This is a genomic window from Aeoliella straminimaris (assembly GCF_024054565.1).
Classification (GTDB): Bacteria; Planctomycetota; Planctomycetia; order Pirellulales; family Lacipirellulaceae; genus Aeoliella; species Aeoliella straminimaris.
Genome location: NZ_JAMXLR010000038.1, coordinates 87,656 through 112,533 on the forward strand (window position 1 = coordinate 87,656; position 24,878 = coordinate 112,533).

Consider the following 24,878-nt stretch of genomic DNA (forward strand, 5'->3'; position numbering starts at 1 on the left):
TCTCTGTTCGTGTCGTTTCTGTACGTTGTGAAAACCTGAGCGCAGCGGTAGCTAGAACTCGTAGTCTTCTAGTATTGATACGCTTACATCGTTCACGCCCGCGGCCGCGCCGGCGTCGATTGAGTCGACCAGCTTCTCATAGACTGCCTCCTCGTGCGCTCGAATGATGAGTTTGGCGGGCCCTGGGGTTCCGCCCTTGCCTTGCCGCGCATCACGAACCTTAGCCCGCATGTCCAGTGACGACTGAGCCTTTTGTTGCTCGTCCCACAACGGTGCAGTGATCCAAAATACGTTGTCTGCGTCGATTGCGATGAGGATCGAATCCTTCTCGATATCGTCTACCGGCTGGGCTGATACTTCCTCGTCGTCTGCTACCGGCGGAATCTTCAACACCTTCTGCAGGGCAAACGCCGCAGTGACCATGAAGAAAATCAGTAGCAGAAATGTCACATCCACCATCGGTGTCATGTCCAACTCGTCGTCCGAGCGCGTTTTCGGCGCCGGCGGCGTGAAGTTGTCGGTGGGTTCTACTAGATCAGCGGACATGCGGTCTTCGGTAGGTGAACTGCAACTCGATTATTAGACTGGTGATCCACTTTGGCCGCAGGCGAGTAGGTCCCTGCCCCAAGACCTACTCGCCCGCGAACCTCAGTTGGAATGTGATTCAAGCACGCCGAGGTAAATATCCACCCCCTCGACTTTCGACACCGCTTTCAAAACGCCGTCGATGTCACGGCAGGCCACGCCACGATCGGCTTTGATCACGACATCCGTTTTTCCTTCCGCTACGCCGGCCTGTATATGCTGCGCGATTTCATCGCTTCTGGTTTCTGGATCCCGAGACAACTCGTTTTGCGAGAACTTTCCATCGCCTCGAAAAACGGGGGCCTGGTCGATGCCACCTTCGCCAACAGAGATAACACTCGAAAATCTTTGGCTCACGGCATCGCCGTGCACCGCCTTCGGCAGCTGGATAGCCGTGGTCTCATCGGGCCGTGACGAGACCAGGAAGAAAATTAGCAACAGGAACGTGATATCGATCATCGGGGTGATGTCCATATCCAGCTCCTCCTCGTCACGTTTCGAACGAGGTGGACGAACAAACTCCTCATCGCCCTCCGCGAGGACGATGGAGCCTTCGTCTCGTTTCATCACTACCGAATCGAGTTTGTCGTTTAAAGACATCGTCTGGTGCTATCTATGTGTAAGTGCTAACTCGAAACGGCGGGAACTATTTCGAACGGGCAAACGCCAACTTCAGCGAGTCGATCAACCTGCCAATCCCAAGTCCCACCAAGTCTTCCATCTTGCGAATTCGAACCACGATGCTGTTGGTTACCAGCAGCAGTGGAACAGCGATTGCCAAGCCGCAGGCCGTGGTGATCAGGGCGAGCATGATGTTACCAGCCATTGCCGTCGGATCGACGTCGGAACCGCCAGTGGCAATGCCACGGAACGCCCCCATCATACCGAGCACCGTACCGAACAGTCCCACCATGGGAGCACTCTTCACCACCGTGGCGACCCAACTCAAGCGATGCTCAATATCGGCCAAGACATCTTGCTGGAAACGTTCCCACAAGCGCCGCTGCAGTTTAGTGATGCCGAGTTCCCGATTCTCGATGGCAAAGAGAGCCAACTGCGGTAACGCTCGACGATCGTCCTCGCACAGCTGCGCAGCGGCCGAATAATTGCCCTGCCCCAATGAAGCGTCGAGCTCGGCCAGAAACTCATCCTGCTCGTCTTCATCGTCAAAACGAACCTGGCCGACGCGCCGCCAAACCAGCACTGCGCAGAACGCCCCCCACAGCGCCAACAGCCCCAGGGCGACATAAACTACAATTCCAACTACATTAAACAGGACGTCCATCGGGTCTCACGAAAGGGCTATGCTAAAAATACTTCTGGTCTTCAACGCTGATCACGTACTCACGACCTTCTTTGGTGATACGGAAGACTGTCCGATCGACGTCCTCCAATGCTTTGACTCCGTTCTTGAACATCATCTTCTCTTCGGCCACGAAGAACTTATTGGCCGTCTCATCGGGGTAGAACACAAGGATGATGGCACCGGCCTTCATAATGCCCGCCTTGCGCGCCAGTCGAAGCTCGATCTGGCCAAGGACGCCACTGGAAAGCAATCGATAACGGTTTGCCTTGTTTTCTGCTTCCGGCGTCCCTTCGCGTGTGGTGGGACTGCCCTGCGCCAGGTTCTTGGCGTAGTAGACCTTGTTGTTTCGTCGATCGAGCACGGCCAACTCGCCGCCGAAGAAGTCGATCATCCGGGCATAATCCAGGTCCGAGGCAGGGTCGAAGCGAAGTTCCTGAATGGGCATATTGCCGCCTTCACCACCGGTGCCATCGTAGTCTTTATGTCCCTTGCCGGTGCCATAACCTGACGCAGCTGCGTCCGATTGGAACACCTCGTTAGAGAGCATGGCAGTCTTGCTGGTGATGGCGTTAGTCAGCTCTTTCAGCGTGTCTTGCAACTGCGGCGGGACATCGGTAGGGGCATCTTCCAGCCCTGGTGGCTCGATGTCTTCCTCGTATCCCTTGGGCGGCTCACCCCGCATCTTGGGAATCCGCTGCAACAGAGGCTGCTCCGTTTCAGGACTGAAGCGGCGAAACAAAAACACGATGATCATCACGGCCACCGTGGTGCCGATCAAGACCAGCAGCGACACCAGCAAACTCGATACCCGATCGAAGGCGTTAACCTCCAAGCGATACCGATGACCAGTAGCACTGGGATGTGCCTGGCGCTGCGGTGCACTGCTCATTGTCGTCGTCCTTTGCGACCGGGGTAGGTTGACAATCTATCCAGTATATTTAGGCAGGATGGAATAACCAGGGGCAAGCGGTCATTCCAACATGATGGGTAAAGCTCCGAATTGGGAGGAGGGGCCCTTCGCGGCACAATCGCCAAATTCGGGACTCCCTACACGACATTCGGAGGGGCGGTTCCACAGGTAGGTTTGGTGTTCGATCGTGATCTCGAAATTCTGGCCCACTCGGGTAACCCGAAAAACAGTCCGTGCAACGTCCTCCAATCGATCGTAGCCGTTCTTGCGCAAATGGGCCTGCTCTTTGGCAAGAAACTCGTCGGCCGCCTGCTCGGAATAGAAGACCAGAATGATGGCATCCGGGCTCATGATGCCCGCCTTTCTGGCCATTCTCACTTCTATCTGCTGCAGAGTCCCGGCCGACAATAGTCGATAGCGAGCTTGCTTGTTCTCAGCGGCAGGAGTACCTTCGCGGATGGTTGGAGACGACTTGGTCAGGTGCTTCGCATAGTAGATCTTGTTGTTTCGCCGATCGAGCACGGCAAGTTCGCCATCGAAGTAATCAATCATGCGGGCGTAGTCGGCATCCGACATGGGGTCGAAGCGCAACTCATGGACCGGCATGTAGGCCTCCGCTGCAACGCAGTGATACGACAATGCACTGTTCTGCGTACCTTGAGTACTGTCAGCTACCCGTTCTAACGACTCCGTTGAAAGCAGCGCCGTCCTGGTGCTAATGGCGTCGCTCAGCTGCTTGAGAGTATCTTGCAACTGCAGTGGGAGATCGTCAGGCGTTTCTTCCAGTTTTGCCAGCTCGACTTTTTCGGCAACTGCAGAAGGCACTTGGCTCACTGCGGGAGAGATGTACACCGCCGTATCGTTTGACGCCGGACTGAATGTGCGAAAAAGAAACATCACAGTCAAACCAGCTACTACTGCACCGACCAGCATCAGCAGAGCAACTAACAAGCTCGCAATCCGGTCGAAGGCATTTACCGCCAAGCGATACCGATGGCCAATCGCACAGGAATGTGCCTGATGCCGTGGGGTACTGCTCATCGTCGACTTCCTCAACAACCGGGAACTCATCTATCGTGTAGCGTTCAAGAACCTGAAAGAGACTACGTGTCGCGAACGGAACTCTAACTATTCAAGAACCACCGGCACTCCTGGACGGACACCGTGGTACCATTTCACCCACTTATCCACCGCCTCCAATTGTTCTTCGCGGGTGAACTTGTCTTTTAATCCGAAACCCGTGAATCGACGACTAATAAATCGCAGGCCGTCGCGGGCTTCGATTGCCAAACGCGGGTCCGGGCTAGCCAGGGCGTAGAGCATGGTAGGCACGTGATCGAAATCGCCTGTCTGGGCCAGCGCTTTCACGGCCACGATTCGAGCTGCCGGCTGATCCCCACGCACCATTTGCTTGAGCTGCCGGATAGTCTTTTCATCGACTTCGCCGATAACCAACTCGCTCTTGCCACTGATAACTTGGTCCATGTCCGCAAGCTTGTCTTCGTCGAGATTGTCCAAGAAGCTGGCGATGTTAGCTTTCGATTGCGATTCCACTAGCTGGCCACCACGAAGCTTCACCTTGCTCAGGTCGCGAGGGATCCCGCGGCCGGCAAGTGCTGCTCCTTCGCCCAAGCTGCCGAGGGCGGACTCCATGGAGCGAATGAGAAACAGGATCGAAAAGGCCGTATCGCACTCGAAGCCGCAACCGGTTTCCCACGAACCGTCCTGACCTTGCGTGCTCATCAGGTGCTTCACGCCGTTGTTGTACCACTCCGGCTCGGGATCGTCGGAACCCTCTAGAATCGCCTGCAACGACTTGTAGCGTTCCAGTGCGTAAAGGTAATAAGACGTGTAGCGTTCAATCTCTACTTCGTAGTTCTTCTCCATCCAGGCATCGCCGCGTGCCACGGCTTCCAGCAGGTTCTGCCGGTTAATCGTAGAGCCAGACAGGCGGGGTCGGCTAGAGTCTCGTTCGCTCTTGATCTTCACCAGCGAGGGCAAACCACTTTCTTCTTTGGCCTTGGCTCCTGGCTCGAGGATGCCAACCAAGTCAGCACAGATGAGTAGGCTTCCCATTGCGGCCGAGACCATCGAACAGGTAACTTCCGTTTGTTCCTTCAGTTGGCCAGGCGCCCCGACAATCCCCTGGTACCCCCAGGCGCCGCTGGGATCCTGAGTGTTGATTAGCCAGCGGGCAACTCCGTCAATCGAGCTGGTGCTGATAGGCACGCCCCGCTGGTACGCCTCCCAGAATCCAAGGCAACCATATTGCGACTGCGAGGTATCGCCAGATGCTCGTCCGTCATAGCCCCAACCACCATGTTGCTTCTGACGTTTCAGCATTGCTGCCATAAAGAACTGGAGCTCTTTCTGGTGTGCCTTGGCGTCCAGATCGCTGAGGAAGATGATCGCCAGCCCGTTGGAATAGACATCGTCCGCGTGGCCCTGGGCTGCTGCCACCTGACACGCCTTGAGGGCCTCCTGGACGAGGCGGTGGTCTTTCTGCCCCTCCTTTATAAACACCAAGGCAATCAAGCAGCGCCCCCCGAGCCGTTGCTCCTGGGTGTTCGCTTCCAGAAACTTCTTGCCCTTATCGACCATCGCCCGCACTTCGGGGCTTTCCTTCGTGTACCCGTGCACCGTGGGCGCAATCGCACATCCAGCGGCAAGTCCAATTGCCAGAAGGATGATGCGCGATGGCTGGGTGTGAATGGGAGCTTGTGCAGCAGAATGCGTTCTGGGTTGCCAGTATCCTGACACGTGGCGACCTCCTAATCGCATGGTTAGGTGGGGGCGAACGCTTGAGCGGGGAGCTCGAAGCATGGGGGCACGATCCCGGCAAGCCGGGGATGCCTCGTCGCCGATTCCGGTAGGTGGGGGTGTTCCGAGAGACCTATATACTACCCCCCCGCCACACCAAATGTCAACGAATGGAGCTTAAATCTCCCCCACCGTCCGGAAGTGTCTCAAAGCAGACCTCGGGCAACAAGCCTGCCAAGTGGGGGAAGAAGGCATCGACCAACCCTCCAGCCACGGCTTGATCCCAGTGGGAGCGTTCGCCAGGAGTCGCTCCGCGGGACTTTAGCAGCAAGAGCCGCCTGGCCCCGAGGCAGATTGCCAATCTCGCGGCGATGGAGTCACTCGTCACGTGCCAGCCCGTCGGCAACGTCCGACCAGGCAACTCCGGCTCGGTGGAAAGCAGAAAGGCCTCGGAAAAGAACAAGGAAATGCCCGGCTGAGAAGTACGCCGACGAAGCTTGTCGTACGACTCGACCGCCGTCCATTCAGGTAACCAACTTCCCACAATCCGGCCAGCGATCTGCATCAACTCAATCGCTCGCCAATGGGCGTCGGACTCGTCCAAAGGCGTTGATCCATCGAGTTGCCGGAGCGCATCGACCAACGGTCCCCCGCCAACGAGCAAAACACGATGACCCCCGGGCTGCATTTGGATTCGAGCATCCAACCAATGCCGAATCGCTGGGACGAAATCGCCGCGGGTGAGCAGGCTTCCGCCTATTTTCGCTACCTCTATCGCCGTATCCATCACGACCGCCCCGCCAAACAGGCAACCGCCGCCGCAGCAGCGCAGTGGCTGTGCTGCACCCCATAGTAGGCGGATAGCGATACTACCTTATCAGCGACGCCGGCTAGTGAGAGAGCATCACGAGCCAGCGCCTCGCCGCTACCCGACACCACGGCCGGCACGTGCCCCGGAGTCAGACCAATCGCAACTTTGTTGATGGCCCGGCTTATCGCCTCCAGTTGGGTCTGCTTGACGTAATGGCTAGCTTCCACGGCGTCCGCAAGAGTGAAGGACTGACGGTCCGCACAAATCTGTCGGGCTAGTCGATCGACGCAATGCTCGACACTGGTGGAACGGCCGTCAGCCGTTCCACGCGAAGTCTCGCTCACAGTGCCGAGCACGCGGTACACATCCAGCGTGGTCGCAAACAACTCGGCTGACACGGGACAGATGTGACCGCGGTACGGTAACTCACGAACGATTGCACACAGCGGAGTTCGCTCTGCCCCCGAGTATACAAGCTCGCCAGCCAGCAGCCGGTCGGTGTCGGTCGAGGACGTAGTCGCGACAGCGCCTTGGACGACCGGAATGATGTCGCTGGTGGTCGACCCCACGTCGACCACCACACCAGTCCCGCCCGGCAGTTGGCGAGCAGCATGGCGAGCCAACGCATGCCAGTTGCTGGCCGCGGCCAACAGGGGGGTCTCCATCACCTGCTCGGGTTTTCGAAACTCACCATCAATGCAGTACACGGCGAGACGACGCCCCGCATTCGCTTGACTCAGGCATTCGGTAATGTGTCGCACGCCAGCCGACTTGGTTTCGTAGCAATCTGCCAGTTCTCCAGTCATGGTCGCCGCCAGAAAATCGACCTGCGGAGCGTCTTTGAGCAGTGTCGCGATGGCGTCCGCCAAACGGTCGGGCTGCCGCCAAAGCTCGAAGGGAGTGCTTTTGGCGAACTGGTCACCATCAGCAACTTTCAGATTCGCTCCGCCGACGTCGATTCCCAGCCACTTCGTCATCGCTGCGTTCAATCCAGAATGCTTACTTCCCCGGCCGCGTTCCATTTCACGGGTCGAGAGATCTCGGGCGGCGTAACCTGCCCGCCATTCGACACGGCCAGCACCAGCTCCGCAAGGTTCACGTCATACGCCGCACGCAGGCCTACGTACGAAGTGGTACAACGAGGGTTCACTTCGATTACAAAGTCCTCGGAGCCATCCTCCGCTTCCCCCAGAACCAGATCGACGCCCACGAGCCCTTGTGTGGGCGGCAAAATGTGCACTGCGGAAAGGGCAAGTTTCGCTGCGCGGGCACGCAAGTGCTCCTCGAGCGGTAGTGCTCCGCCCTGGTAGGCGAAGTCGTCCGCGCCAGCCAAACACTGCAGACACGGCTCCAGAGCAAGGGTCTGCTCGGCGCCGCAGATGCACAGCACACTGACTGGCAGCCCCCTGACGCGTTCTTCCAGCCGGTAGGCACCATCACCGCGAGAAAGCTGGTGTCCTTCTTGCACCAACTCGACTCCAAGTGAACCGCAGCCGTCGATCGGCTTGACTACGGCGGGGTAGCTAACCCCAAGTGGGCAACGTTCACCTGGCATCAGCACCTGCCCCTTCGGCACAGCAACCTTGGCGGCGAACAACCGCTCGATCGTCGACTGCTTATCGCTGGCTACGGATACGAACTCAGGCGATGGCGAAAGCAGCTTCCCCCCCTGCTCTGTCACCCGTTTGCCGAGCCCGAGAAGCGTTCCCCTGAACTCAGGAGCGATCAATACCGTTTCGTCCGCCCAGCAAACCAGTTCGTCGAACTTCTGACTTCGCTCTTCAGCGGTCCGCGCTCGGTGAGTGACGATACGCTCATCCAGGGCGAGCTGAACGCCATCCGCCACGATCACGTGAACCTGGTATTCTCGGATGGACAAGAAGTCTGCAGCCACAGCGGAGAGCATTGCTGCGCCCTCTGCCACTAGAGATTGTGGCGGCTGCTGACCATCCTCCAGGGCTCCGCCACCGCATACCCATTCGTAGACGAAGATGTTCAAGGCGGGCTATGCTGCTGGATGCTTAGAAGATACCTAGTTGATCGCGGGCGTCTTCGGTCATGCGATCAGGAGTCCAGGGTGGCGTCATCACCAGCTTGATCTCCACATCATCCACCCCATCGAGCTTTTCGACAGCAGCCTGAGACTGCGCCATCAACTGCGGGCCTGCGGGGCACGCGGGGCTGGTCATCGTCATGTCGACCGCCACATGATTTGCACCGCCCTCTTGCTCCTCTTGTTTGATTTCGTAGATCAATCCAAGATCCACGATGTTCACGAACAATTCGGGGTCGATCACTTCCTTGAGTGCTTCGCGAATGGTGTCTTCGGCAATGGCCATAATGAACCTTTCGTGTGTCTATTGCGAAAGTCGAACGAGCACTTGCCCGTCTTCCACTTTCACTTCGTGGGCCACTGTTGCTTTGGTAGCGGGCATCGTCTTCGCCTCGCCAGTCGCCAGATCGAACTTTGCCCCATGACGCGGACAGGCGATCGTGCACCCTGCCGGATCAATCGCGCCGTCGCTCAACGGCCCACCATCGTGAGTGCACACGTCGTCGAGAGCATAAAAACTGCCTCCCACGTGCACCACCACGACCAATTGATCATCTACTTCCACCAACTTGCGATCGGGATCGCCAAAGTCGCTCACTGGGGCTACCGGGACAAATTCGCTCATGCCGTTAACCCTGCACTTCCGGCGCAGCCTGCTGGTCGAGGTCCTGCACACGGCTGGCGATGGCATCACCCAATGCGTTGCGAACCGACTCGATCGTAATCCGATCGAAAACCTGCTGGAAAAAGCCGGCCACGATCAAGCGAATGGCCTCGGTGCGGGTGTAGCCACGTGACATGGCGTAAAACACCTGCGGTTCGTCTACCCGCCCCGAAGTGCTGCCGTGGGTGCAGCGCACATCATCGGCTTCGATCTCCAGACCAGGAATTGAATCGGCACGTGCTGTCGGTGCGAGCATTAAATTGTCGTTACGTTGGTAGGCATCGGTCCGCTGAGCGGCGAGGTCGACCTTAATCATGCCCCGCCACACGGTACGCGAACGGTCCTGCAACGCCGACTTGTATAGTAAGTCGCTTCGGCAATAGGGAGCCATGTGATGCTGGTGCGTGTTGTACGACAAATGCTGCCGGCCCTCAGTAAACATCACGCCGTTCACTTGAGCATTGGCATCGGGTCCGGTGAGCGCCACTTGCTGATTCACCTTCGCCAGCTTGCTGCCCAGTGCACCAATGGTCCACTGCAGCGAGGCGTTTCGATCCACCGTCGCTCGCTGGTGAGCAAAGTGCCACACACTGGTCGACCAGTTCTGCAGGTTGACATAGCGGAGGTGCGCTTCGGGTTCGACGATGAGCTCAATTGAACCACAATGCAGTCCACCGCCGTTGGGCGAGGTGCTCGCCGTTTCGCTCAGCATGGTAGCCTCGGCACCCTCTTCGAGGATCACCAAGGTCTTCGACAAATCGACACCGCTATCGCCCATCGCCGACATGCCGTGTAGTGGCTGCGAAATGGCGACACCTTTGGGCACGTATAGCAGCGTACCGCCACTCCAGCAGGCAGCGTGCAGGGCGGCAAACTTGTCGTGAGTTCGGTTTACGACCTGGCGCTCAAAGAATGGCCGCAACAGATCGCCATGCTCGACCACCAGACGGTCGAGGCTACCGAACAGCACCCCCTTACTTGCCAGCTCACCGATAAGCGAATCTTCAGTCGCCGAGCTGTTGTAGCTGACCAATGTCCCGCCGAGTTCCACGTCGTGGGTCAACAGGCCGGGCGCGAGCTCAGGAGCGGTCGCCGGTTCCGTTGGCAGCGCGAACTTATCAAGGTGGAACATGCGAATGTCAGTTCGCATCCACTCTTCATCATTGCGCGCGGGCCAGTCCATCTCACTGAAGGCCTGCCACGCTTCGCGGCGGATCGTGGTCAACCAGTCGGGCTCGGCCGACCGGGTTTCCAAGAAGCTCTCAAACGCCGCGTCAGTAAAACCATTGGCTGCAGTCGCAGTCGTCATTCGTCTCTCAATTCCAATCTTGATCGTTTATTCGATTATGAACCCGGCCACAAATTACCCGACGCTGCCTTCCATTTGCAGCTCGATCAGGCGATTCATCTCCACTGCGTATTCCATCGGCAGCTCTTTGATCAACGGCTCGATAAAGCCACTAACGATCATCGAGCTGGCTTCGGCTTCGGTCAGGCCGCGGCTCATAAGGTAGAACAGTTGCTCTTCGCCAATTCGCGAGACGCTTGCCTCGTGTTCGATCTGCACATCCTGCTCTTCCACTTCGATGTAGGGGTAAGTATCGCTACGGCTGTCAGGGTCGAGGATCAACGCATCGCACACCACATTGCTCTTCGAGCCAACGGCACCGTCTTCCACTTTGCATAGGCCGCGATAGCTACTGCGACCGCCGTTCTTGCTGATGCTCTTGGAAATAATGCGACCCGAGGTATTGGGTGCACAATGCACCAACTTGGCACCAGCATCCTGATGCTGCCCCTTCGATGCAAAAGCGATCGACAGGATCTCTCCGCGAGCCCCCGGTTCCATCATGTAGACGGCCGGGTACTTCATCGTGAGCTGACTCCCAAGATTGCCATCGATCCACTCCATGAGGGAGTTCTCGTACGCCATGGCACGCTTGGTGACCAAATTGTAGATATTGTTGGCCCAGTTCTGAATGGTCGTATAGCGACAACGACCATTCTTCTTGACCATGATCTCCACAACGGCCGAGTGCAGGCTCTCGGTGGAGTACATCGGCGCGGTGCATCCTTCGACGTAGTGCACTTCGGCACCTTCGTCGACGATGATGAGCGTCCGCTCGAACTGGCCCATACTTTCGGCGTTAATGCGGAAGTAGGCTTGCAGCGGGAAATCAATCTTCACGCCGGGGGGTACGTAAATGAATGAGCCACCCGACCAAACGGCCGAGTTGAGCGCGGCGAACTTGTTGTCGTGCGGCGGGATGATCGTTCCGAAGTACTCCCGCAGTAGCTCAGGATGTTCGCGTACGGCAGTGTCGGTGTCGGTGAAGATCACACCCTTCTTGGCGAGGTCTTCCTGCAACGAACCGTAAACCACTTCGCTCTCGAACTGGGCTTTTACGCCAGCCAAGAACTTTCGTTCTGCTTCGGGAATGCCGAGCCGGTCAAACGTGTCCTTAATCTCCTGCGGCACGTCGTCCCAGGTCTTACCCTGGCGGTCGGTCGGCTTCAGGTAGTAGTAAACATCCTGGAAGTCGAGCCCAATTTTGCCCCCCCAGTTAGGCATTGGCTTCGACTCGAAGATCTCCAATGCCTCCAGACGAAACTCGCGCATCCACGAGGGCTCGTTCTTCAATTCGGAGATCTGCGCAACAACTTCACGATCCAGACCCTTGCGTGCCTTGAAGACGCCGGAGGTCTGAGTGATAAAGTCGTACTTATTGATTTCGCCAATGCCAGTTTCATCGGCGGGCGACATGACGTCAGTTGACATAGGTTATTCCTTCGTCGGGCTCTTGGGGGCACCGTTGGATTCAAATCAGGTGCGGCTGCTCTAGGCGGTGGCGGTTTCTTCTGCCAGCTCTTCTTCCAGGGCTGCTTCTTCCGGGTAAGCAGCGCGAATGCGATCGTAGCCTTGTGTGTACAACTCTTGGGCAAGTTCCACGCCACCGGTCTCGACGATCTTTCCGCCCAACATCACATGGGTGAAGTCAGGCGCGTTATAGTCCAGCAGCTTGTCGTGGTGAGTGATGATCAGAATGCCCATCTCGGCACCACCAATTTCGGCGATACTCTGGCTGGCGAGCTTAACAGCGTCGACATCCAGACCACTGTCGGTCTCGTCGAGAATCGCGAACTTCGGTCGCAGCATCGCCATTTGCAGGATCTCGGCCCGCTTCATTTCGCCGCCGGAAAAACCATCGTTCACGTACCGCCGGGCAAATTCAACGTCCATGCGAAGTTGCGACATTTTCTCCTTGAGTTCCTTCCGGAACTCGCGCATCGGAATCAGGTCTTCGCCTTCCTTACGCTCCGGGTTGCGAACGTTGGTCGCCGCGTGACGCAGGAAGTCGGCCATCTTCACGCCGGGGATCGACATCGGGCGCTGGAAAGCCATAAAAATGCCGGCACGGGCACGCTCCGAGGCGTCCCACTCCATGATGTCCTGACCGTTGATCTCGATCGTCCCGCCCGTCACGTCGTAACTGGGATGTCCCATGATGGCATTGCCCAACGTGCTCTTTCCCGAGCCGTTGGGGCCCATCAGGGCGTGGGTCTCACCTCGATTGATAGTGAGATTCACACCGCGGAGAATCGGCTTGCCTTCCACTGCCACGTGCAGATCGGTGATCTTGAGGGTTTCGCTCATCGTTTTCCTTGTCTCTGGAGGCGACCGGTCTCAAACAATCGAGAGGTTGCCCAACATTAGTTATCGCTTCTGTTATCCGGTTATTTTCTGGTGATCGAACATCGGCTGGCCATCCGCTGGAGCAGTGACATAACCCGAGTGATGCGGCACGGGCAACTCGTCGTCGATCTTCGTGCCCTCCATGCCCTTCGCAATGCGGTGGCCGTTAATCTTGTCCTGGATCCGCATCAGTCCTTCCAGCAAGGCCTCGGGTCGCGGCGGACAACCTGGTACGTAGACGTCTACCGGCACAACCAAGTCGACACCCTTCACCACGTGATAGCCATACTTGAAGTAAGGTCCGCCACCGACCGTGCAGGCCCCCATGGCGATCACGAACTTCGGGTCCGGCATTAGGTTGTAAAGTCGCCGCACGCGGCTGGCCATCTTGTAGGTTACGGTGCCCGCCACAATCATCAGGTCGGCCTGCCGGGGAGTCGCGCGAAACGCTCCCGCACCAAAACGATCCATGTCAAAGCGGCTCGCACCTGCGGCCATCATCTCAATTGCACAACAGGCAAGGCCAAAGGTCATTGGCCAAATGCTCGACTGTCGGGCCCAGTTAATTGCTTGCTCTACGGTCGTCGTTAAGACGTTGTCTTCAAAACGGCCTTCAATCCATGGCTCGTTCATTTGAAAGTTCGTGATTCAGGGGTGAGAGTAAACTTGGATGCCGGACCGATAACGAGGCGCGGCTTGTTTCTACGGTTCGCCAACTGGCAACTTGGAAGCACTGCTGGGCTCAAACGAACAACAAGCGTCGCCCAACGGGCGACAGCCGGAAATTCGCATTGTTTCGCCCAGCACCTCCGAAAACAGCATTCGCTCCATCGCGCAAATGCTCTTATCATGCTCAACCAATTCGGGGTACGGACACGCTACCGCGGTGAGCACTGGCAACTCGCCAGATTCGTCGACCTCGAATGGGATGTGTCGTTGTTTCATCATTTCTGCGAGGCGATGCATCTTCTCCTCCAGCGATCCGCCCGGCAGTTCGCCTGCCCGCTCTGCGAGCTGTTTCGCGATACGCCTCAACAGTCCGACACGAATCTCAGGATCGTCGATCGCGCGAATCTCGGCCCACAACACATCGACCAAGTCGGCGTAGTTGTTGCCTCCCGAACGACGCCCCTTCTCTGTGAGCTGATAACAATGGCTCGGCCGACCTCGCCCGGTGCGAACCACCTCTTCCCGGCAAATCAATTCATCCTCCATCAATCGTGCCAGCCGCTGCCTGACGGCGGTGGCCGTGACGCCCAACTCATCGACAAGCTGGCTGATGCCCATTCCGCCCTGCTTGCGGAGCAGGTTGAGCAAAGCCTCGTCGGAATCCGTTACAGTGGGGATCATTTCTGCGCAGATTGATAGGGGGATGGCGGCTGCATGCCGCCAGATCACATAGCCTTAACTCTTGTATCGTAAGGCTTTAGCTATTATTGACAAGGGTCGGTTTGAAAAATAGCCTCCAAAATCTCAACAAAAGTCGCAAAGTCTTGCACTGCAACGGCTTATCGACTAAAAGTGCATACCAGCCAGCCACTTCGGCCACCCCGCTCCGTAACGCTTGTGTCGGCTATCCGTAGGAGCTGGTGGCCCCTCCACGAGGGGCACAACTTCCGACCGACTCACTTCAGTTATCAACGGAGCTGCGCGAATGCTATCGCTTTTTCATCGTACGAAGACTGGACTCTTTGCGGCAGTGGCCCTTTCGCTGGGTACCTGGCTGGCTGGGGTGGCTGACGCCCAGGAGCCGGACGCAACTGCAGTTCCACAGGTGGAAAGCAGCGATGCCGCGCCCGATGCCCCCAGCACCGAAGCAGCGGGAGAGGAAGGTGCGACGGAACTGACGGGCTTTCGCAAATGGGAAGCCGCTGCGGACGCCTGGGCAAAGAAGTGGCTAGTCGACCCGATGGATGCGGTGCTGTTTGCTCCGATCTTTTCATACAAGGGCAAAGGGCTCGACGGTGAAATTACGACCTACAAGCTACCGATTGTGGTGGTCTGGCTGGCCGGGGCGGCACTGTTTCTCACGGTGTTTTTCAAATTCATCAACATCCGAGCGTTTTGGCATGCCATCCGCGTGACGAAAGGCGACTACGATAACCCCAATGACGATGGCGAAGTAAGTCACTTTCAGGCGCTGGCTTCCGCCCTGTCTGCCACGGTTGGTCTTGGCAACATCGCAGGTGTCGCAATAGCTGTTGCCACAGGTGGGCCCGGCGCGATCTTTTGGATCATCCTCGCAGGATTATTCGGGATGACCAGCAAGTTTGCCGAATGCACGCTGGGCCAGATGTACCGCAAGATTGACGCCGATGGGCACGTGTCTGGCGGCCCGATGCGTTATCTCCGAGACGGTTTGGCCGAGATGAAACTCGGTCCGCTAGGTGTGGTGTTGTCCATAGTGTTCGCGGTACTCTGTATTGGAGGTTCATTTGGTGGCGGTTGCTCGTTCCAAGTTTCGCAATCCAAGAATCTTGTGCTGGAACAGCTGAATCTCGCGGATGCGGCCTGGGCGCCGTGGGCGTATGGCATCCTGATGGTCATCATGGTGGGCGTCGTAATCATTGGTGGCATTCGCCGCATCGCATCTACCGCGGAGAAGATCGTACCTTTGATGTGCGGCGTGTATGTCTTGGCTGCCATCATCATCCTGATTACCAACTATCACCGCATCCCAGATGCGTTCGGCCGAATCTTCTCCGAAGCATTTACCCCGCAAGCGGGCTATGGTGGATTTTTGGGGGTACTGGTGGTGGGCATTCGCCGGGCCGTGTTCTCCAACGAAGCAGGCGCCGGTTCGGCAGCGATCGCTCACTCTGCCGCCCGCACCAAGTACGCCGTGCGAGAAGGAATTGTCGCGCTGCTCGAACCCTTTATCGATACGGTAGTAGTCTGCACGATGACCGGGTTGGTCATCGTGATCACGGGGGTCTATGAGCCATCGCATCCCGGCACCATGGAGCTGATCGAAGCAGGCAACGGCGCTACCCTCACAGCCAGGGCTTTCGAGACAGAAATTGACTGGTTTCCTGCAATTCTCACTTTGGCTTCGTTCTTGTTCGCTTACTCGACAATGATTTCCTGGTCCTATTACGGGGAACGCTGTTTCACCTTCTTGTTTGGAACGCGGACATCAATGCTCTATCGAATACTCTTCCTGATCGCCATCATGATGGGAGCCCTGGTCAACGCCAACAACGTGCTTGGGTTCAGTGACTACCTGATCCTCTCTATGGCATTTCCCAACTTGCTTGGGGTGCTCATCATGAGCGGCAAAATCAAGGCCGCGCTCAACGAGTACTGGGCGAAGTACAAGGCCGGCGAGTTCACCGAGTACAACAAACTCGAGTCGTAACTAACACAAGAGGAGCCCTGGAGATGGGCTGGCGCCGCCATCCAGGAGCAGCAGGCGCCCATGGAAGTAGTTGCAAAATTGTAGCCGTTTTCTCGGCGGTGTCGATTTGATTGAGCAATAGCATCACGTGAAGACAAAGCATTCTTCGATCACTCCCGTCTCCAAAGCTTCTTATTCGCAACCTTGCATCCATTCTTTGCAAATACTGACATGCTTAGCAGTATTCCTTGCATAAGGCCGGCGTGATCACTAGCCTGTGACCAATGTAAACAACGGCCACTCATGGTTTCGATTGATGTGTGGGCTTGTTTACGAGCTTGTGGACTTCGTGGGCTTGGCGGCGTTTTGTGCCCAGCCCCTTTTCCTAGTGCTTTTCTGGGCGGCCGCCTTGCGAGTGCTGCCGCCCGGCGTTTCGTCTTTTCCGAACCCAAACACGACTGCAAAGCGTTGCGAGTGCGTCGGATTCTTTACCGGCTAGTGATTCACTAGCGGGTTGAGGCTCCCGTTGTATCAAGACGTCTTGGTACTTACGTCTCACCAGGATCAAGCGACAGTCTAATAGGGCAAAAAACTATGAAGCAGTGCTCCGCCATTGCATGGACTCCGTGCGCAATCGCCTTCGCGTTACTAGCATTAGCAGGCCCACGCCTGGCCCACGGTCAATTTAATGTGACGTGGCAAGGCCCCAACAACGGTCAGTGGTGGGAAGACAGCAACTGGCCTCCACCAGCCGGAGGTACCGAAGGGGTGGAGCCTTTGGCCGAGTTTGCCGAGCAGGCGATTATTGACAACGACACGACGGCCGTCGTATCACGCGCAGCTGACACAAATATAGATCCAGACGAAGGAAACCCGGGAGGCGTGAAACTAGGGCCAACTGCAGGCACTTCTGGAGGGCTGCGAATTGTATCCGGTGGCACGCTGACAGTGGACGCAGGCATCTACGATGACGGTATCGTCATCACAACTACCGACGGCTTCGTCGACGCGGGGCAAAGTGGCACCGGTACTCTCACCGTACTGGGAGGCGGCACCCTGAATTCTGTCGGCATTCGGTCGGGCGGCGAATCGACCAGCAGTATCAACCTGGGAGATAGCTCGGGACTAACGGCCACCGTATCTACGGGCTTTGCCGAACTGGCCCGCACCACCCGGGTTGTGGGGCCCAACGTCAATTTCAACGCCACCAATGGCATTCAGTTCACAGGCGAACACACGCTTATCGCAGAAATCACCCATCAAACCAATCATTCCGCCCTGAAGACGCCGGCGCTGGCACAACTTGGGGGGACGCTTCGACCGGAATTCAACGGCGTTACCCCACAGGTCAATGACGAATGGACTCTCATCGATGCCGGCTTCACGTACGGAGACTTCGACGCCCTCGACTTGTCCGCTTTGCCGGCGCTCGGGCCAGCTCAGGCGTATCGCATCAAACGGGACAGTGGTGGCAACGGCGACCTGGTGAAGCTCGCTGTTGATCAACTCTTAACGCTGGTCATCGACCGCGAATCTGGTGCGGCGACGATCACCAACGAAGGATCAGCGGCGGTGGCGATTGACGGTTACTCCATTCTATCGCCATCAGGCGGACTCACTGGCACATGGAATAGTCTAGCGAACCAAGGCACAGCTGGCTGGCAGGAAGCCACTCCTACAGCCAATGCTCTCAACGAGTTGAGCGACTCGGCAACCCTTAACGTAACTGGCGCCTCGCCAGCCAGCGTGGGAACTCCATACGAAGCTGTCTTCCCCGCCTTTGGCGTCGACCCCGACGACATCGAGTTTGAGTTCACGCTGGATGGCGACGTCGCTCAAGGCCTGGTGGAGTATACAGGAACCAAGGTCAACAACAATCTGGCCATTATCGTCGATCCATCGACGGGTGAGGTGCAGTTCAAGAACGATTCGCCCTTCGATGTAGCGATCGATGGCTACTCCATCTACTCAACTTCTGGCTCTTTGAACGTCGACGACAGCAACTGGAATAGTCTCAGCGACGCAGGTATCACGGGATGGAGGGAGGCATCGCCTGTTTCGACGGTGGCTTCGGAATTGAATCCCGACGGTAGCTTGCTTCTAGGCGGATTCGACGCCTATGAGTTTGGCACCCTCTTCGACTCAATGGGAACACAGGATCTGGTATTCGAGTTCGTGATGGAAGGCGAGGACACACCACGCCAGGGAGCGGTCGTCTATGCTGAAATCATCGAATTACCTGGAGACTACAACGAGGATGGCAAAGTTGATATCGCCGACTACACGGTCTGGAGGAACAATCTTGGCTCGGCTGTTACTCTGCCAAACGAAGGGGATGGAGTAACTCCCGGTCAGGTCACGGCGGAAGACTATGCGTTCTGGAAGTCCAACTTTGGAGCATCCGCGAGCGCTGCGGCTGTATCCACTTCCGGAGTACCGGAACCCTTGTCACTGCAGTTGCTTGCATTGCTTGCGATGGTCGGCGCTTGCGTCTGTCGAACTAAGAAGTCCGCCCTGCCCTTCTCTGCCAGTTCAGTAAAGCACAGAGGTAGCGCCCTGGCAGGCTTGTTGTTGGCCTTCGCCGTTTCGGCACCATTCTCCCAGGCGGCAGTTGTGATTGACGAGGATTTTGAAGGGGAAACGGGGCTGCCGACTGGTTGGGTGCTCGTCGACAACAATCCAGGAACAGCCGATCCATCGTTCAGTATTCTCACCGGTCATGACGGCTCGGGAGGCGATCTAGGTCAGTCAGGACACATTGGCGACATGATTGACGGGGTTCCTGGTCCAGGGCAGCCAACCGGTGGATGGTTTCAGGCACCAAGTACGGTGAACGCCTCGACGAGTTGGGAGCTCTCCTTTGACATCAAGTTTGGTTTTCCCGCCGAAGGTACCGCTGACGACTCCGCGATTGTCTTTGGGGATCTCGACAATCGCAACTACTACACTCTCGTGATCACTGAAGTCGCAGGCAACAACGACTTGCTCTACTTGCTCAATGACGACCGCCAAGGCAATACCGACAGCGGCACCCCTGTGGTAGGCACTGACGGGTTCGCGAGTGGGTTGGTCGAGAACACCTGGTACAGTGGGACGCTTACCTACGACTCGGTCATGCAAGGCCTGAGTTTTCAACTGGTCGACCCAGCTACCGATAGCTCCCTGGGCTCGTTCGCTACCAAATTGAATGGTACTCACATGGTGTTGAACTCGACGACTGCCATGTTCGAAACCGTCAATCCCGCCTTGTCAGGAGACGTTCAGTTCGGCTTTGGGACCCTCAACGACAACGGCACCTACGACAATATCGTCCTGGAAACCATTAGCACCGCTCCGGGGGACGTCGATGGCGATGGAGTGGCGGATATCGACGACTTCAACATCATTCGCGACAACTTCCGCCAAAGTGCTTCTTCGCGATCGGATGGCGATCTTACCGGCGACGGGTTCGTTGACTTCTATGACTATCGACAATGGAGTGAAACGCAGCCAGGCAGCGTCGTGGCAGCAGTTGCGCATACGATACCCGAACCGACAACCGCGCTACTGCTACTAACCGCCTTCGGTTTGTTGGCCTCATGTCCGGTGGCACGTCGGGTTCACAAAGCTGATACGTAGATGCACTGATGGTGTCCGACTCAGATTCCCATTTTTCCTGCAACAAACTTTTCTTCTTTTGACTTTTCCACAGGGAGCGTAATGAAATGAGCAACCGACAGCTTCGATCGGACAAATACGGCAATTGGCTACTGCTGCTTGCCATGTTTAGCTTTCTGTCGTTGGCCCACATTGCCACTGCAGCAAACATCTTGGTTGTGGGCGGCACCGAGGCCACCGATGATACCTTTCAAGCATTTCTTGAAGGCAAGGGACATACGGTAAGTAATACCCTGCAACCGTACGCGGGCACCACGCCCTCGGCGATGGAACTCGACGCGGCCGACTTGGTGATCGTCAGCCGCAGCATTAATAGCGGAAACTATATCGACGACGCCGGATTGGCAGCCGCTTGGAATGCCATCGATAAACCAATGCTGATGATGAGTAGTTACCTCATCCGCACGAGCCGCTGGGGATGGGTCGACACCACAGCAGTCAATGGCGACGTGGCAGCACCGACCGACTTCAATGCGTATCCAGCCCCCAGTCATCCGTTTGTCGACGGTCTCACGACAAGCGTCTTCCCGAGTACCTTCGATGGTGGCAATCCAATGGACATCGACTGGGGCGGCACCGCTTCGCAAGTGCCTGCTGGATCGACCGTTGTGGCTACCATGACCGTCGGTGCGGAGGCCAACGCCCTGGGAATTTTGGACATCCCCGCCGGTACCACGCTGTTTGCCGACAATGAAGGCACCGTCTCCGTAACGCCTCAGCGGCGCGTGTTCTTTCAAATGAACGACTATGCGGACGAAGATGACGTCTTTGTCCTTTCCGAGAATGGCGGCATAATCCTCGATCGCATCGTCACCTCGCTGGCAATCCCAGAGCCATCAAGCTGTACGCTCGGCCTGCTTCTGGCAGCTGGGGTGACTTCGCTGACGTTGCGACGTCGTCTCCATTCTTAACAGTTGCGACTAGGGCAGCGGTGTCCGATGGAATCGGCTTGACGTTGAAATGACTGCTTTTCTTTGTATCGAAACTATTTTGGAGCGGATAAAGATGAGAGAGCCGGTACACTACTCAACGAAGAGTCGATTCTATCGGATGCTCTGGATGGGCGGCCTCGTCGTGGCTGCGATGTCGCAATGGGCCACTGCAGCAAACATCTTGGTTGTGGGCGGCACCGAGGCCACCGATGATACCTTTCAAGCATTTCTCGAAGGCAAGGGACATACGATAAGCAATACCCTGCAACCGTACGCGGGCACCACGCCCTCGGCGATGGAACTCGACGCGGCCGACTTGGTGATCGTCAGCCGCAGCATTAATAGCGGAAACTATATCGACGACGCCGGATTGGCAGCCGCTTGGAATGCCATCGATAAACCAATGCTGCTGATGAGTAGTTACCTCATCCGCACGAGCCGCTGGGGCTGGGTCGACACCACAGCAGTCAATGGCGACGTGGCAGCACCGACCGACTTCAATGCGTATCCAGCCCCCAGTCATCCGTTTGTCGACGGTCTCACGACAAGCGTCTTCCCGAGTACCTTCGATGGCGGCAATCCAATGGACATCGACTGGGGCGGCACCGCTTCGCAAGTGCCTGCTGGATCGACCGTTGTGGCCACAATGACCGTCGGTGCGGAGGCCAACGCCCTGGGAATTTTGGACATCCCCGCCGGTACCACGCTGTTTGCCGACAATGAAGGCACCGTCTCCGTAACGCCTCAGCGGCGCGTGTTCTTTCAAATGAACGACTATGTAGACGAAGATGACGTCTTTGTCCTTTCCGAGAATGGCGGCGCCATTTTGAACAACATCCTAAATGAACTCTCTGACAATCCCATCGTGCCTGGAGACGTAAACGGGAATGGAATTGTTGACATTGATGACTACTACATCATTGAGGATCACTTTCAACAAAACGTTACCATGCGATCTGAAGGCGATCTAAACAACGACGGAATAGTCGATTTTACTGATTTCAGACAATGGAAAAGCAACCGCACCGATGTGGGCAGCGGCAACCTCTCGGACTCAACGATCCCTGAACCCAGTGGCTTGACGATCATCGCCTTCTTGGGAGCAGGGATTGCCGTTGCCGCACGCGCCCGTAGCAGGCCTGCCCAAAAACGATAGACTTTGGCCGCCATCTACCGCGTATAGCCGTGTGTGGCCTAGCGGTGAGATACATGACAGGTCAATCCGCTTCCCCGCCAACTGGAATCATTGGCGCCGCTATCTTAAGGCCCAGCGATCCAGCACTCAGAAGCCAAAGAGATCACAGCATCACCGAAGAGGCACCGGAGAGAGAGAGAGCAGCCGATGAGAGTCGCCCCTACGTTCTATATTGTTCTGAGTCTCGTAATCCATTGCACGATATTGGGATCGGTACTTTCCCAGAAAGCCACGGCCCAGATCGCGGCGTCCCCTATCCCTGGGATATCTGTCGAAATTGCCGATGTCATTCAACTACCCGATACTCGCAACCTGGGTGCCGAGGAACAGTCGGAGGACAATCGAGTCAACGACAGCAAGGCTCGCATCAACTTCATGCGCGAACTGCCTGACAGCACGGGGCGATGGTTCGTCAACGACCTGCGTGGCGATCTATACCTGGTTGATTCCAATTCCAATACATCGCAGCCGTTCCTGAACCTCCGATCGGAATTCTCCCGCTTTCGCTACGGTCCAAGCGGCCTTTCCACCGGGCTGCTCAGTGTGACTCCCCACCCCGAGTATGCCGCCAACGGCAAGTTCTATACCCTGCATTCGGAGACGTTCAGCGGATCGCCCACGCCAGACTTCGTCGCACAAGGAAACGCCGGCAACATCAACGGCGGCAGCGCCAACCATGTCGTGCTAACCGAGTGGACAGCCACCGACCCGAGCTCCGATAGTTGGGCAGGAAGCCACACGGAAATGATGAGAATCGCTGCCCCTTCAGGCTTCTTGCACGCACACGGCGATGTGGCCTTCAACCCGGTGGCTGAACCAGGCGACGAGGACTACGGCCTGCTGTACGTGGGAGGAGGCGACTACGGCTACGACGCCTATTCCCGTGGCGATCCCCAAGCCCAGCGGCTCGATTCCATCTACGGCAAGATCCTCCGCATCGACCCTGCTGGCAACAACAGCGCAAACGGCAATTACGGCGTACCCACGAGCAATCCTTATGCTGCGGACGGCAACGCAGACACGGCAGACGAGATCTACGCGTCTGGTCTTCGTAACGCCCATCGCTTGATGTGGGATCAACAGACGGGCGTCATGTATACAACTGATATTGGTCAAGGGCGCATTGAGGAGATCAACATCGTTCGGTCTGGCGAAAACTACGGCTGGTCCGAGCGTGAAGGAACGTTCGAGTATCTTGGTGGAAACGTGGGACCACTGCCCGGCAATGATGCGATATTCGGTTACACCTACCCTGTTGTACAGTACGACCATGACGAGGGCAACGCCATCGCAGGTGGGTTTGTCTACCGCGGCACACAATTGCCCGAACTATACGGCAAGTTTGTCTTTGGAGACATTGTCAATGGGCGCGTCTTCTATAGCGACGTCGCCGAAATGGATACGGCCGACGACGGCGACCCCGCCACAACAGCCGACATTTATGAGTTGTTCCTCACTCGCAATGGCGCACCTACCACGCTGGAGGACCTGATCCTGGCGGACCGTGGGACAGGAACGTTGCCGAATGGTCGACACGATCTCAGATTCGGACAGACCTCGGATGGAGAAGTGTACTTGATGACGAAGCAGGACGGCTGGATTCGACAACTTGTCGGCGATGGTCCACCATCCCAGTTGGTACTCTCTGTCGACCGTGCCACCGGCACAGCAACGATGCGCAACAGCAGTGGCAGTGCCGTCGACATTCAAGGGTACTCCATCTTGTCGGCCTCTGGATCGTTGGGGCCGGACAACGCGACCTGGAACAGCTTCTCCGACCAATTACTCCCAGATTGGAACGAGTCGGTAGCAACGTCCGCTGAACTCGATGAGGCGAGTTCTGGAGAGGCACTGTCCTTCGCCGATTCCCAACAGCGATCGATCGGTACTCCCTACCAGCCCGCCTACTCATCTTTTGGCACCACAGGGCCGGAAGACCTTCAGTTCACCTACATCGAAGCTGCCACCCAGCAGCAGGTGACTGGGCTCATCGAGTACACTGGCATCGACGAAACGAACAATCTTGTCCTCACGGTCGATCCAACAACAGGCCTGGCACGGCTTTCGAATCCCTCTCCTTTTGATGTTTCCATTGACGGATACTCCGTCGATTCCTTTGAAGGTTCTCTTCAGCCTGGAGATGGCAACTGGAATAGCCTCTCGGATCAGTCGCAAGCGGGCTGGCGAGAGGTGCTGACAGAGACGACGGCGATCTCCGAACTCAACCCGGATTCCGACTTGTTTCTCGCCAGCGGCTCCGAGATCGAACTGGGAACGTTCTTTCTGGTTGGTGGCGAGCAAGATCTGGAATTCAACTTTCTTCTCGCCGACGAGGAGACCGCCCGGCTGGGAGTTGTGCTGTACCAGCAACTTGGAATTTCAGGGGACTACAACAATGATGGCGAGGTGAACATCGCCGACTACACGGTCTGGCGGAATCATCTTGGATCGAACTTTCAGTTGCCCAATGAGGGGGGAGCCACACCGGGCCAGGTCACGGTGGAGGACTACGCACTTTGGAAATCGAACTTTGGCCAAACGACAAACTCTGCAGCAACATCAAGGGCAAGAGTGCCCGAGCCGTCGACCCTAGCGGCGATGTCACTCTCATTGTTATTACTTGCCGCACGATTTCGCCTCGGCACAGCCCCAGCTAATTGTGAAAACGTCGCCTAGAACTGGACTCTTCGACATTCCACAGAGGGCAATAGGGGAGTGGTTTTTCCCCTAGAGAAGCAGCGTCCGGCGTGACTTCCAACGCAGCCGAAGGGGTAATTTCCGCATTGCCTGGACGACAGCTCCCATTTGGCTCGACGACCGTCGGCCAACACGATAAGTTCTAACTTGGTCCTAAATTGTGACCGCTTTTCATGTACTTACTTGTCAACACTTCGTCGCCCACGCCCGGCCAGCCAATCGAGGCATGTGACGCGACAACAAACCGCCTTATCCAGAAACGCTTCGCATTTCTCCG

21 protein-coding genes are annotated in these 24,878 nt (G+C 56.9%); 5 read left to right on the top strand and 16 right to left on the bottom strand.

Annotation, left to right across the window (positions count from 1 at the left end; all coding sequences use genetic code 11):
• Nucleotides 1–51: 51 nt before the first annotated feature.
• The 16 genes from NG895_RS12385 to NG895_RS12460 all read right to left on the bottom strand — a co-directional run bounded on the left by NG895_RS12385 (nt 52) and on the right by NG895_RS12460 (nt 14,133).
• A complete protein-coding gene (locus NG895_RS12385) occupies nt 52–546 on the bottom strand; it encodes an ExbD/TolR family protein (RefSeq protein WP_252852822.1) in 495 nt (164 codons plus the stop codon).
• A 102-nt stretch (nt 547–648) separates the two neighbouring features.
• The gene (locus NG895_RS12390; protein ID WP_252852823.1) at nt 649–1,185 is read right to left on the bottom strand and encodes an ExbD/TolR family protein; all 537 of its coding nucleotides are present in this window, start codon (nt 1,183–1,185) and stop codon (nt 649–651) included.
• A 46-nt stretch (nt 1,186–1,231) separates the two neighbouring features.
• A complete protein-coding gene (locus NG895_RS12395) occupies nt 1,232–1,870 on the bottom strand; it encodes a MotA/TolQ/ExbB proton channel family protein (protein ID WP_252852824.1) in 639 nt (212 codons plus the stop codon).
• Between the two features lie 22 nt (nt 1,871–1,892).
• Entirely contained in the window at nt 1,893–2,780 is an 888-nt protein-coding gene (locus NG895_RS12400; protein WP_252852825.1) for a hypothetical protein, read from the bottom strand.
• A gap of 81 nt (nt 2,781–2,861) precedes the next feature.
• Nucleotides 2,862–3,842, bottom strand: a complete 981-nt coding sequence (locus tag NG895_RS12405; protein ID WP_252852826.1) for a hypothetical protein — start codon at nt 3,840–3,842, stop codon at nt 2,862–2,864.
• 87 nt (nt 3,843–3,929) lie between these two features.
• Nucleotides 3,930–5,561 (bottom strand): hypothetical protein, encoded by a 1,632-nt coding sequence (locus NG895_RS12410; protein WP_252852827.1) that lies wholly within the window; start codon nt 5,559–5,561, stop codon nt 3,930–3,932.
• A 163-nt stretch (nt 5,562–5,724) separates the two neighbouring features.
• Nucleotides 5,725–6,165, bottom strand: a complete 441-nt coding sequence (locus NG895_RS12415) for an amino acid kinase family protein (RefSeq protein WP_252852828.1) — start codon at nt 6,163–6,165, stop codon at nt 5,725–5,727.
• A 182-nt stretch (nt 6,166–6,347) separates the two neighbouring features.
• Entirely contained in the window at nt 6,348–7,349 is a 1,002-nt protein-coding gene (locus tag NG895_RS12420; RefSeq protein ID WP_252852829.1) for a hydantoinase/oxoprolinase family protein, read from the bottom strand.
• An 8-nt stretch (nt 7,350–7,357) separates the two neighbouring features.
• Complete coding sequence (locus tag NG895_RS12425; protein ID WP_252852830.1) at nt 7,358–8,371, bottom strand: ATP-grasp domain-containing protein; 1,014 nt, start codon at nt 8,369–8,371, stop codon at nt 7,358–7,360.
• 22 nt (nt 8,372–8,393) lie between these two features.
• On the bottom strand, nt 8,394–8,711 hold the full coding sequence (locus NG895_RS12430) for a metal-sulfur cluster assembly factor (RefSeq protein ID WP_252852831.1): 318 nt from the start codon (nt 8,709–8,711) through the stop codon (nt 8,394–8,396).
• 18 nt (nt 8,712–8,729) lie between these two features.
• Nucleotides 8,730–9,050: a Rieske (2Fe-2S) protein gene (locus NG895_RS12435; protein WP_252852832.1), complete on the bottom strand. Its 321-nt coding sequence runs from the start codon at nt 9,048–9,050 to the stop codon at nt 8,730–8,732.
• Between the two features lie 4 nt (nt 9,051–9,054).
• Nucleotides 9,055–10,398, bottom strand: coding sequence for a Fe-S cluster assembly protein SufD (gene sufD, locus NG895_RS12440; protein WP_252852833.1), 1,344 nt, complete (start codon nt 10,396–10,398; stop codon nt 9,055–9,057).
• Nucleotides 10,399–10,452: 54 nt separating this feature from the next.
• Nucleotides 10,453–11,868, bottom strand: coding sequence for a Fe-S cluster assembly protein SufB (gene sufB, locus NG895_RS12445; protein ID WP_252852834.1), 1,416 nt, complete (start codon nt 11,866–11,868; stop codon nt 10,453–10,455).
• 60 nt (nt 11,869–11,928) lie between these two features.
• The gene (sufC, locus tag NG895_RS12450; protein ID WP_252852835.1) at nt 11,929–12,744 is read right to left on the bottom strand and encodes a Fe-S cluster assembly ATPase SufC; all 816 of its coding nucleotides are present in this window, start codon (nt 12,742–12,744) and stop codon (nt 11,929–11,931) included.
• 72 nt (nt 12,745–12,816) lie between these two features.
• A complete protein-coding gene (locus NG895_RS12455; protein WP_252852836.1) occupies nt 12,817–13,416 on the bottom strand; it encodes an NADH-quinone oxidoreductase subunit B in 600 nt (199 codons plus the stop codon).
• A 69-nt stretch (nt 13,417–13,485) separates the two neighbouring features.
• On the bottom strand, nt 13,486–14,133 hold the full coding sequence (locus NG895_RS12460) for a helix-turn-helix transcriptional regulator (protein ID WP_252852837.1): 648 nt from the start codon (nt 14,131–14,133) through the stop codon (nt 13,486–13,488).
• Nucleotides 14,134–14,437: 304 nt separating this feature from the next.
• On the opposite strand from NG895_RS12460, the gene NG895_RS12465 reads away from it, so the two are divergent.
• The 5 genes from NG895_RS12465 (at nt 14,438) to NG895_RS12485 (ending at nt 24,580) form a co-directional block, all read left to right on the top strand.
• Complete coding sequence (locus NG895_RS12465) at nt 14,438–16,141, top strand: alanine/glycine:cation symporter family protein (RefSeq protein WP_252852838.1); 1,704 nt, start codon at nt 14,438–14,440, stop codon at nt 16,139–16,141.
• 573 nt (nt 16,142–16,714) lie between these two features.
• Complete coding sequence (locus NG895_RS12470) at nt 16,715–19,738, top strand: hypothetical protein (protein WP_252852839.1); 3,024 nt, start codon at nt 16,715–16,717, stop codon at nt 19,736–19,738.
• A gap of 86 nt (nt 19,739–19,824) precedes the next feature.
• Nucleotides 19,825–20,688 (top strand): hypothetical protein, encoded by an 864-nt coding sequence (locus tag NG895_RS12475; protein ID WP_252852840.1) that lies wholly within the window; start codon nt 19,825–19,827, stop codon nt 20,686–20,688.
• Nucleotides 20,689–20,782: 94 nt separating this feature from the next.
• Complete coding sequence (locus tag NG895_RS12480) at nt 20,783–21,865, top strand: dockerin type I domain-containing protein (protein ID WP_252852841.1); 1,083 nt, start codon at nt 20,783–20,785, stop codon at nt 21,863–21,865.
• Between the two features lie 186 nt (nt 21,866–22,051).
• Nucleotides 22,052–24,580, top strand: a complete 2,529-nt coding sequence (locus NG895_RS12485; RefSeq protein WP_252852842.1) for a PQQ-dependent sugar dehydrogenase — start codon at nt 22,052–22,054, stop codon at nt 24,578–24,580.
• Nucleotides 24,581–24,878: the final 298 nt, after the last annotated feature.

Coding starts and splice junctions, on each gene's coding strand:
- NG895_RS12385 (WP_252852822.1), bottom strand. CDS start 546: ATGTCCGCTGATCTAGTAGAACCCACCGACAACTTCACGCCGCCGGCG.
- NG895_RS12390 (WP_252852823.1), bottom strand. CDS start 1,185: ATGTCTTTAAACGACAAACTCGATTCGGTAGTGATGAAACGAGACGAA.
- NG895_RS12395 (WP_252852824.1), bottom strand. CDS start 1,870: ATGGACGTCCTGTTTAATGTAGTTGGAATTGTAGTTTATGTCGCCCTG.
- NG895_RS12400 (WP_252852825.1), bottom strand. CDS start 2,780: ATGAGCAGTGCACCGCAGCGCCAGGCACATCCCAGTGCTACTGGTCAT.
- NG895_RS12405 (WP_252852826.1), bottom strand. CDS start 3,842: ATGAGCAGTACCCCACGGCATCAGGCACATTCCTGTGCGATTGGCCAT.
- NG895_RS12420 (WP_252852829.1), bottom strand. CDS start 7,349: ATGACGAAGTGGCTGGGAATCGACGTCGGCGGAGCGAATCTGAAAGTT.
- NG895_RS12430 (WP_252852831.1), bottom strand. CDS start 8,711: ATGGCCATTGCCGAAGACACCATTCGCGAAGCACTCAAGGAAGTGATC.
- NG895_RS12435 (WP_252852832.1), bottom strand. CDS start 9,050: ATGAGCGAATTTGTCCCGGTAGCCCCAGTGAGCGACTTTGGCGATCCC.
- sufD (WP_252852833.1), bottom strand. CDS start 10,398: ATGACGACTGCGACTGCAGCCAATGGTTTTACTGACGCGGCGTTTGAG.
- sufB (WP_252852834.1), bottom strand. CDS start 11,868: ATGTCAACTGACGTCATGTCGCCCGCCGATGAAACTGGCATTGGCGAA.
- sufC (WP_252852835.1), bottom strand. CDS start 12,744: ATGAGCGAAACCCTCAAGATCACCGATCTGCACGTGGCAGTGGAAGGC.
- NG895_RS12455 (WP_252852836.1), bottom strand. CDS start 13,416: ATGAACGAGCCATGGATTGAAGGCCGTTTTGAAGACAACGTCTTAACG.
- NG895_RS12460 (WP_252852837.1), bottom strand. CDS start 14,133: ATGATCCCCACTGTAACGGATTCCGACGAGGCTTTGCTCAACCTGCTC.
- NG895_RS12465 (WP_252852838.1), top strand. CDS start 14,438: ATGCTATCGCTTTTTCATCGTACGAAGACTGGACTCTTTGCGGCAGTG.
- NG895_RS12470 (WP_252852839.1), top strand. CDS start 16,715: ATGAAGCAGTGCTCCGCCATTGCATGGACTCCGTGCGCAATCGCCTTC.
- NG895_RS12475 (WP_252852840.1), top strand. CDS start 19,825: ATGAGCAACCGACAGCTTCGATCGGACAAATACGGCAATTGGCTACTG.
- NG895_RS12480 (WP_252852841.1), top strand. CDS start 20,783: ATGAGAGAGCCGGTACACTACTCAACGAAGAGTCGATTCTATCGGATG.
- NG895_RS12485 (WP_252852842.1), top strand. CDS start 22,052: ATGAGAGTCGCCCCTACGTTCTATATTGTTCTGAGTCTCGTAATCCAT.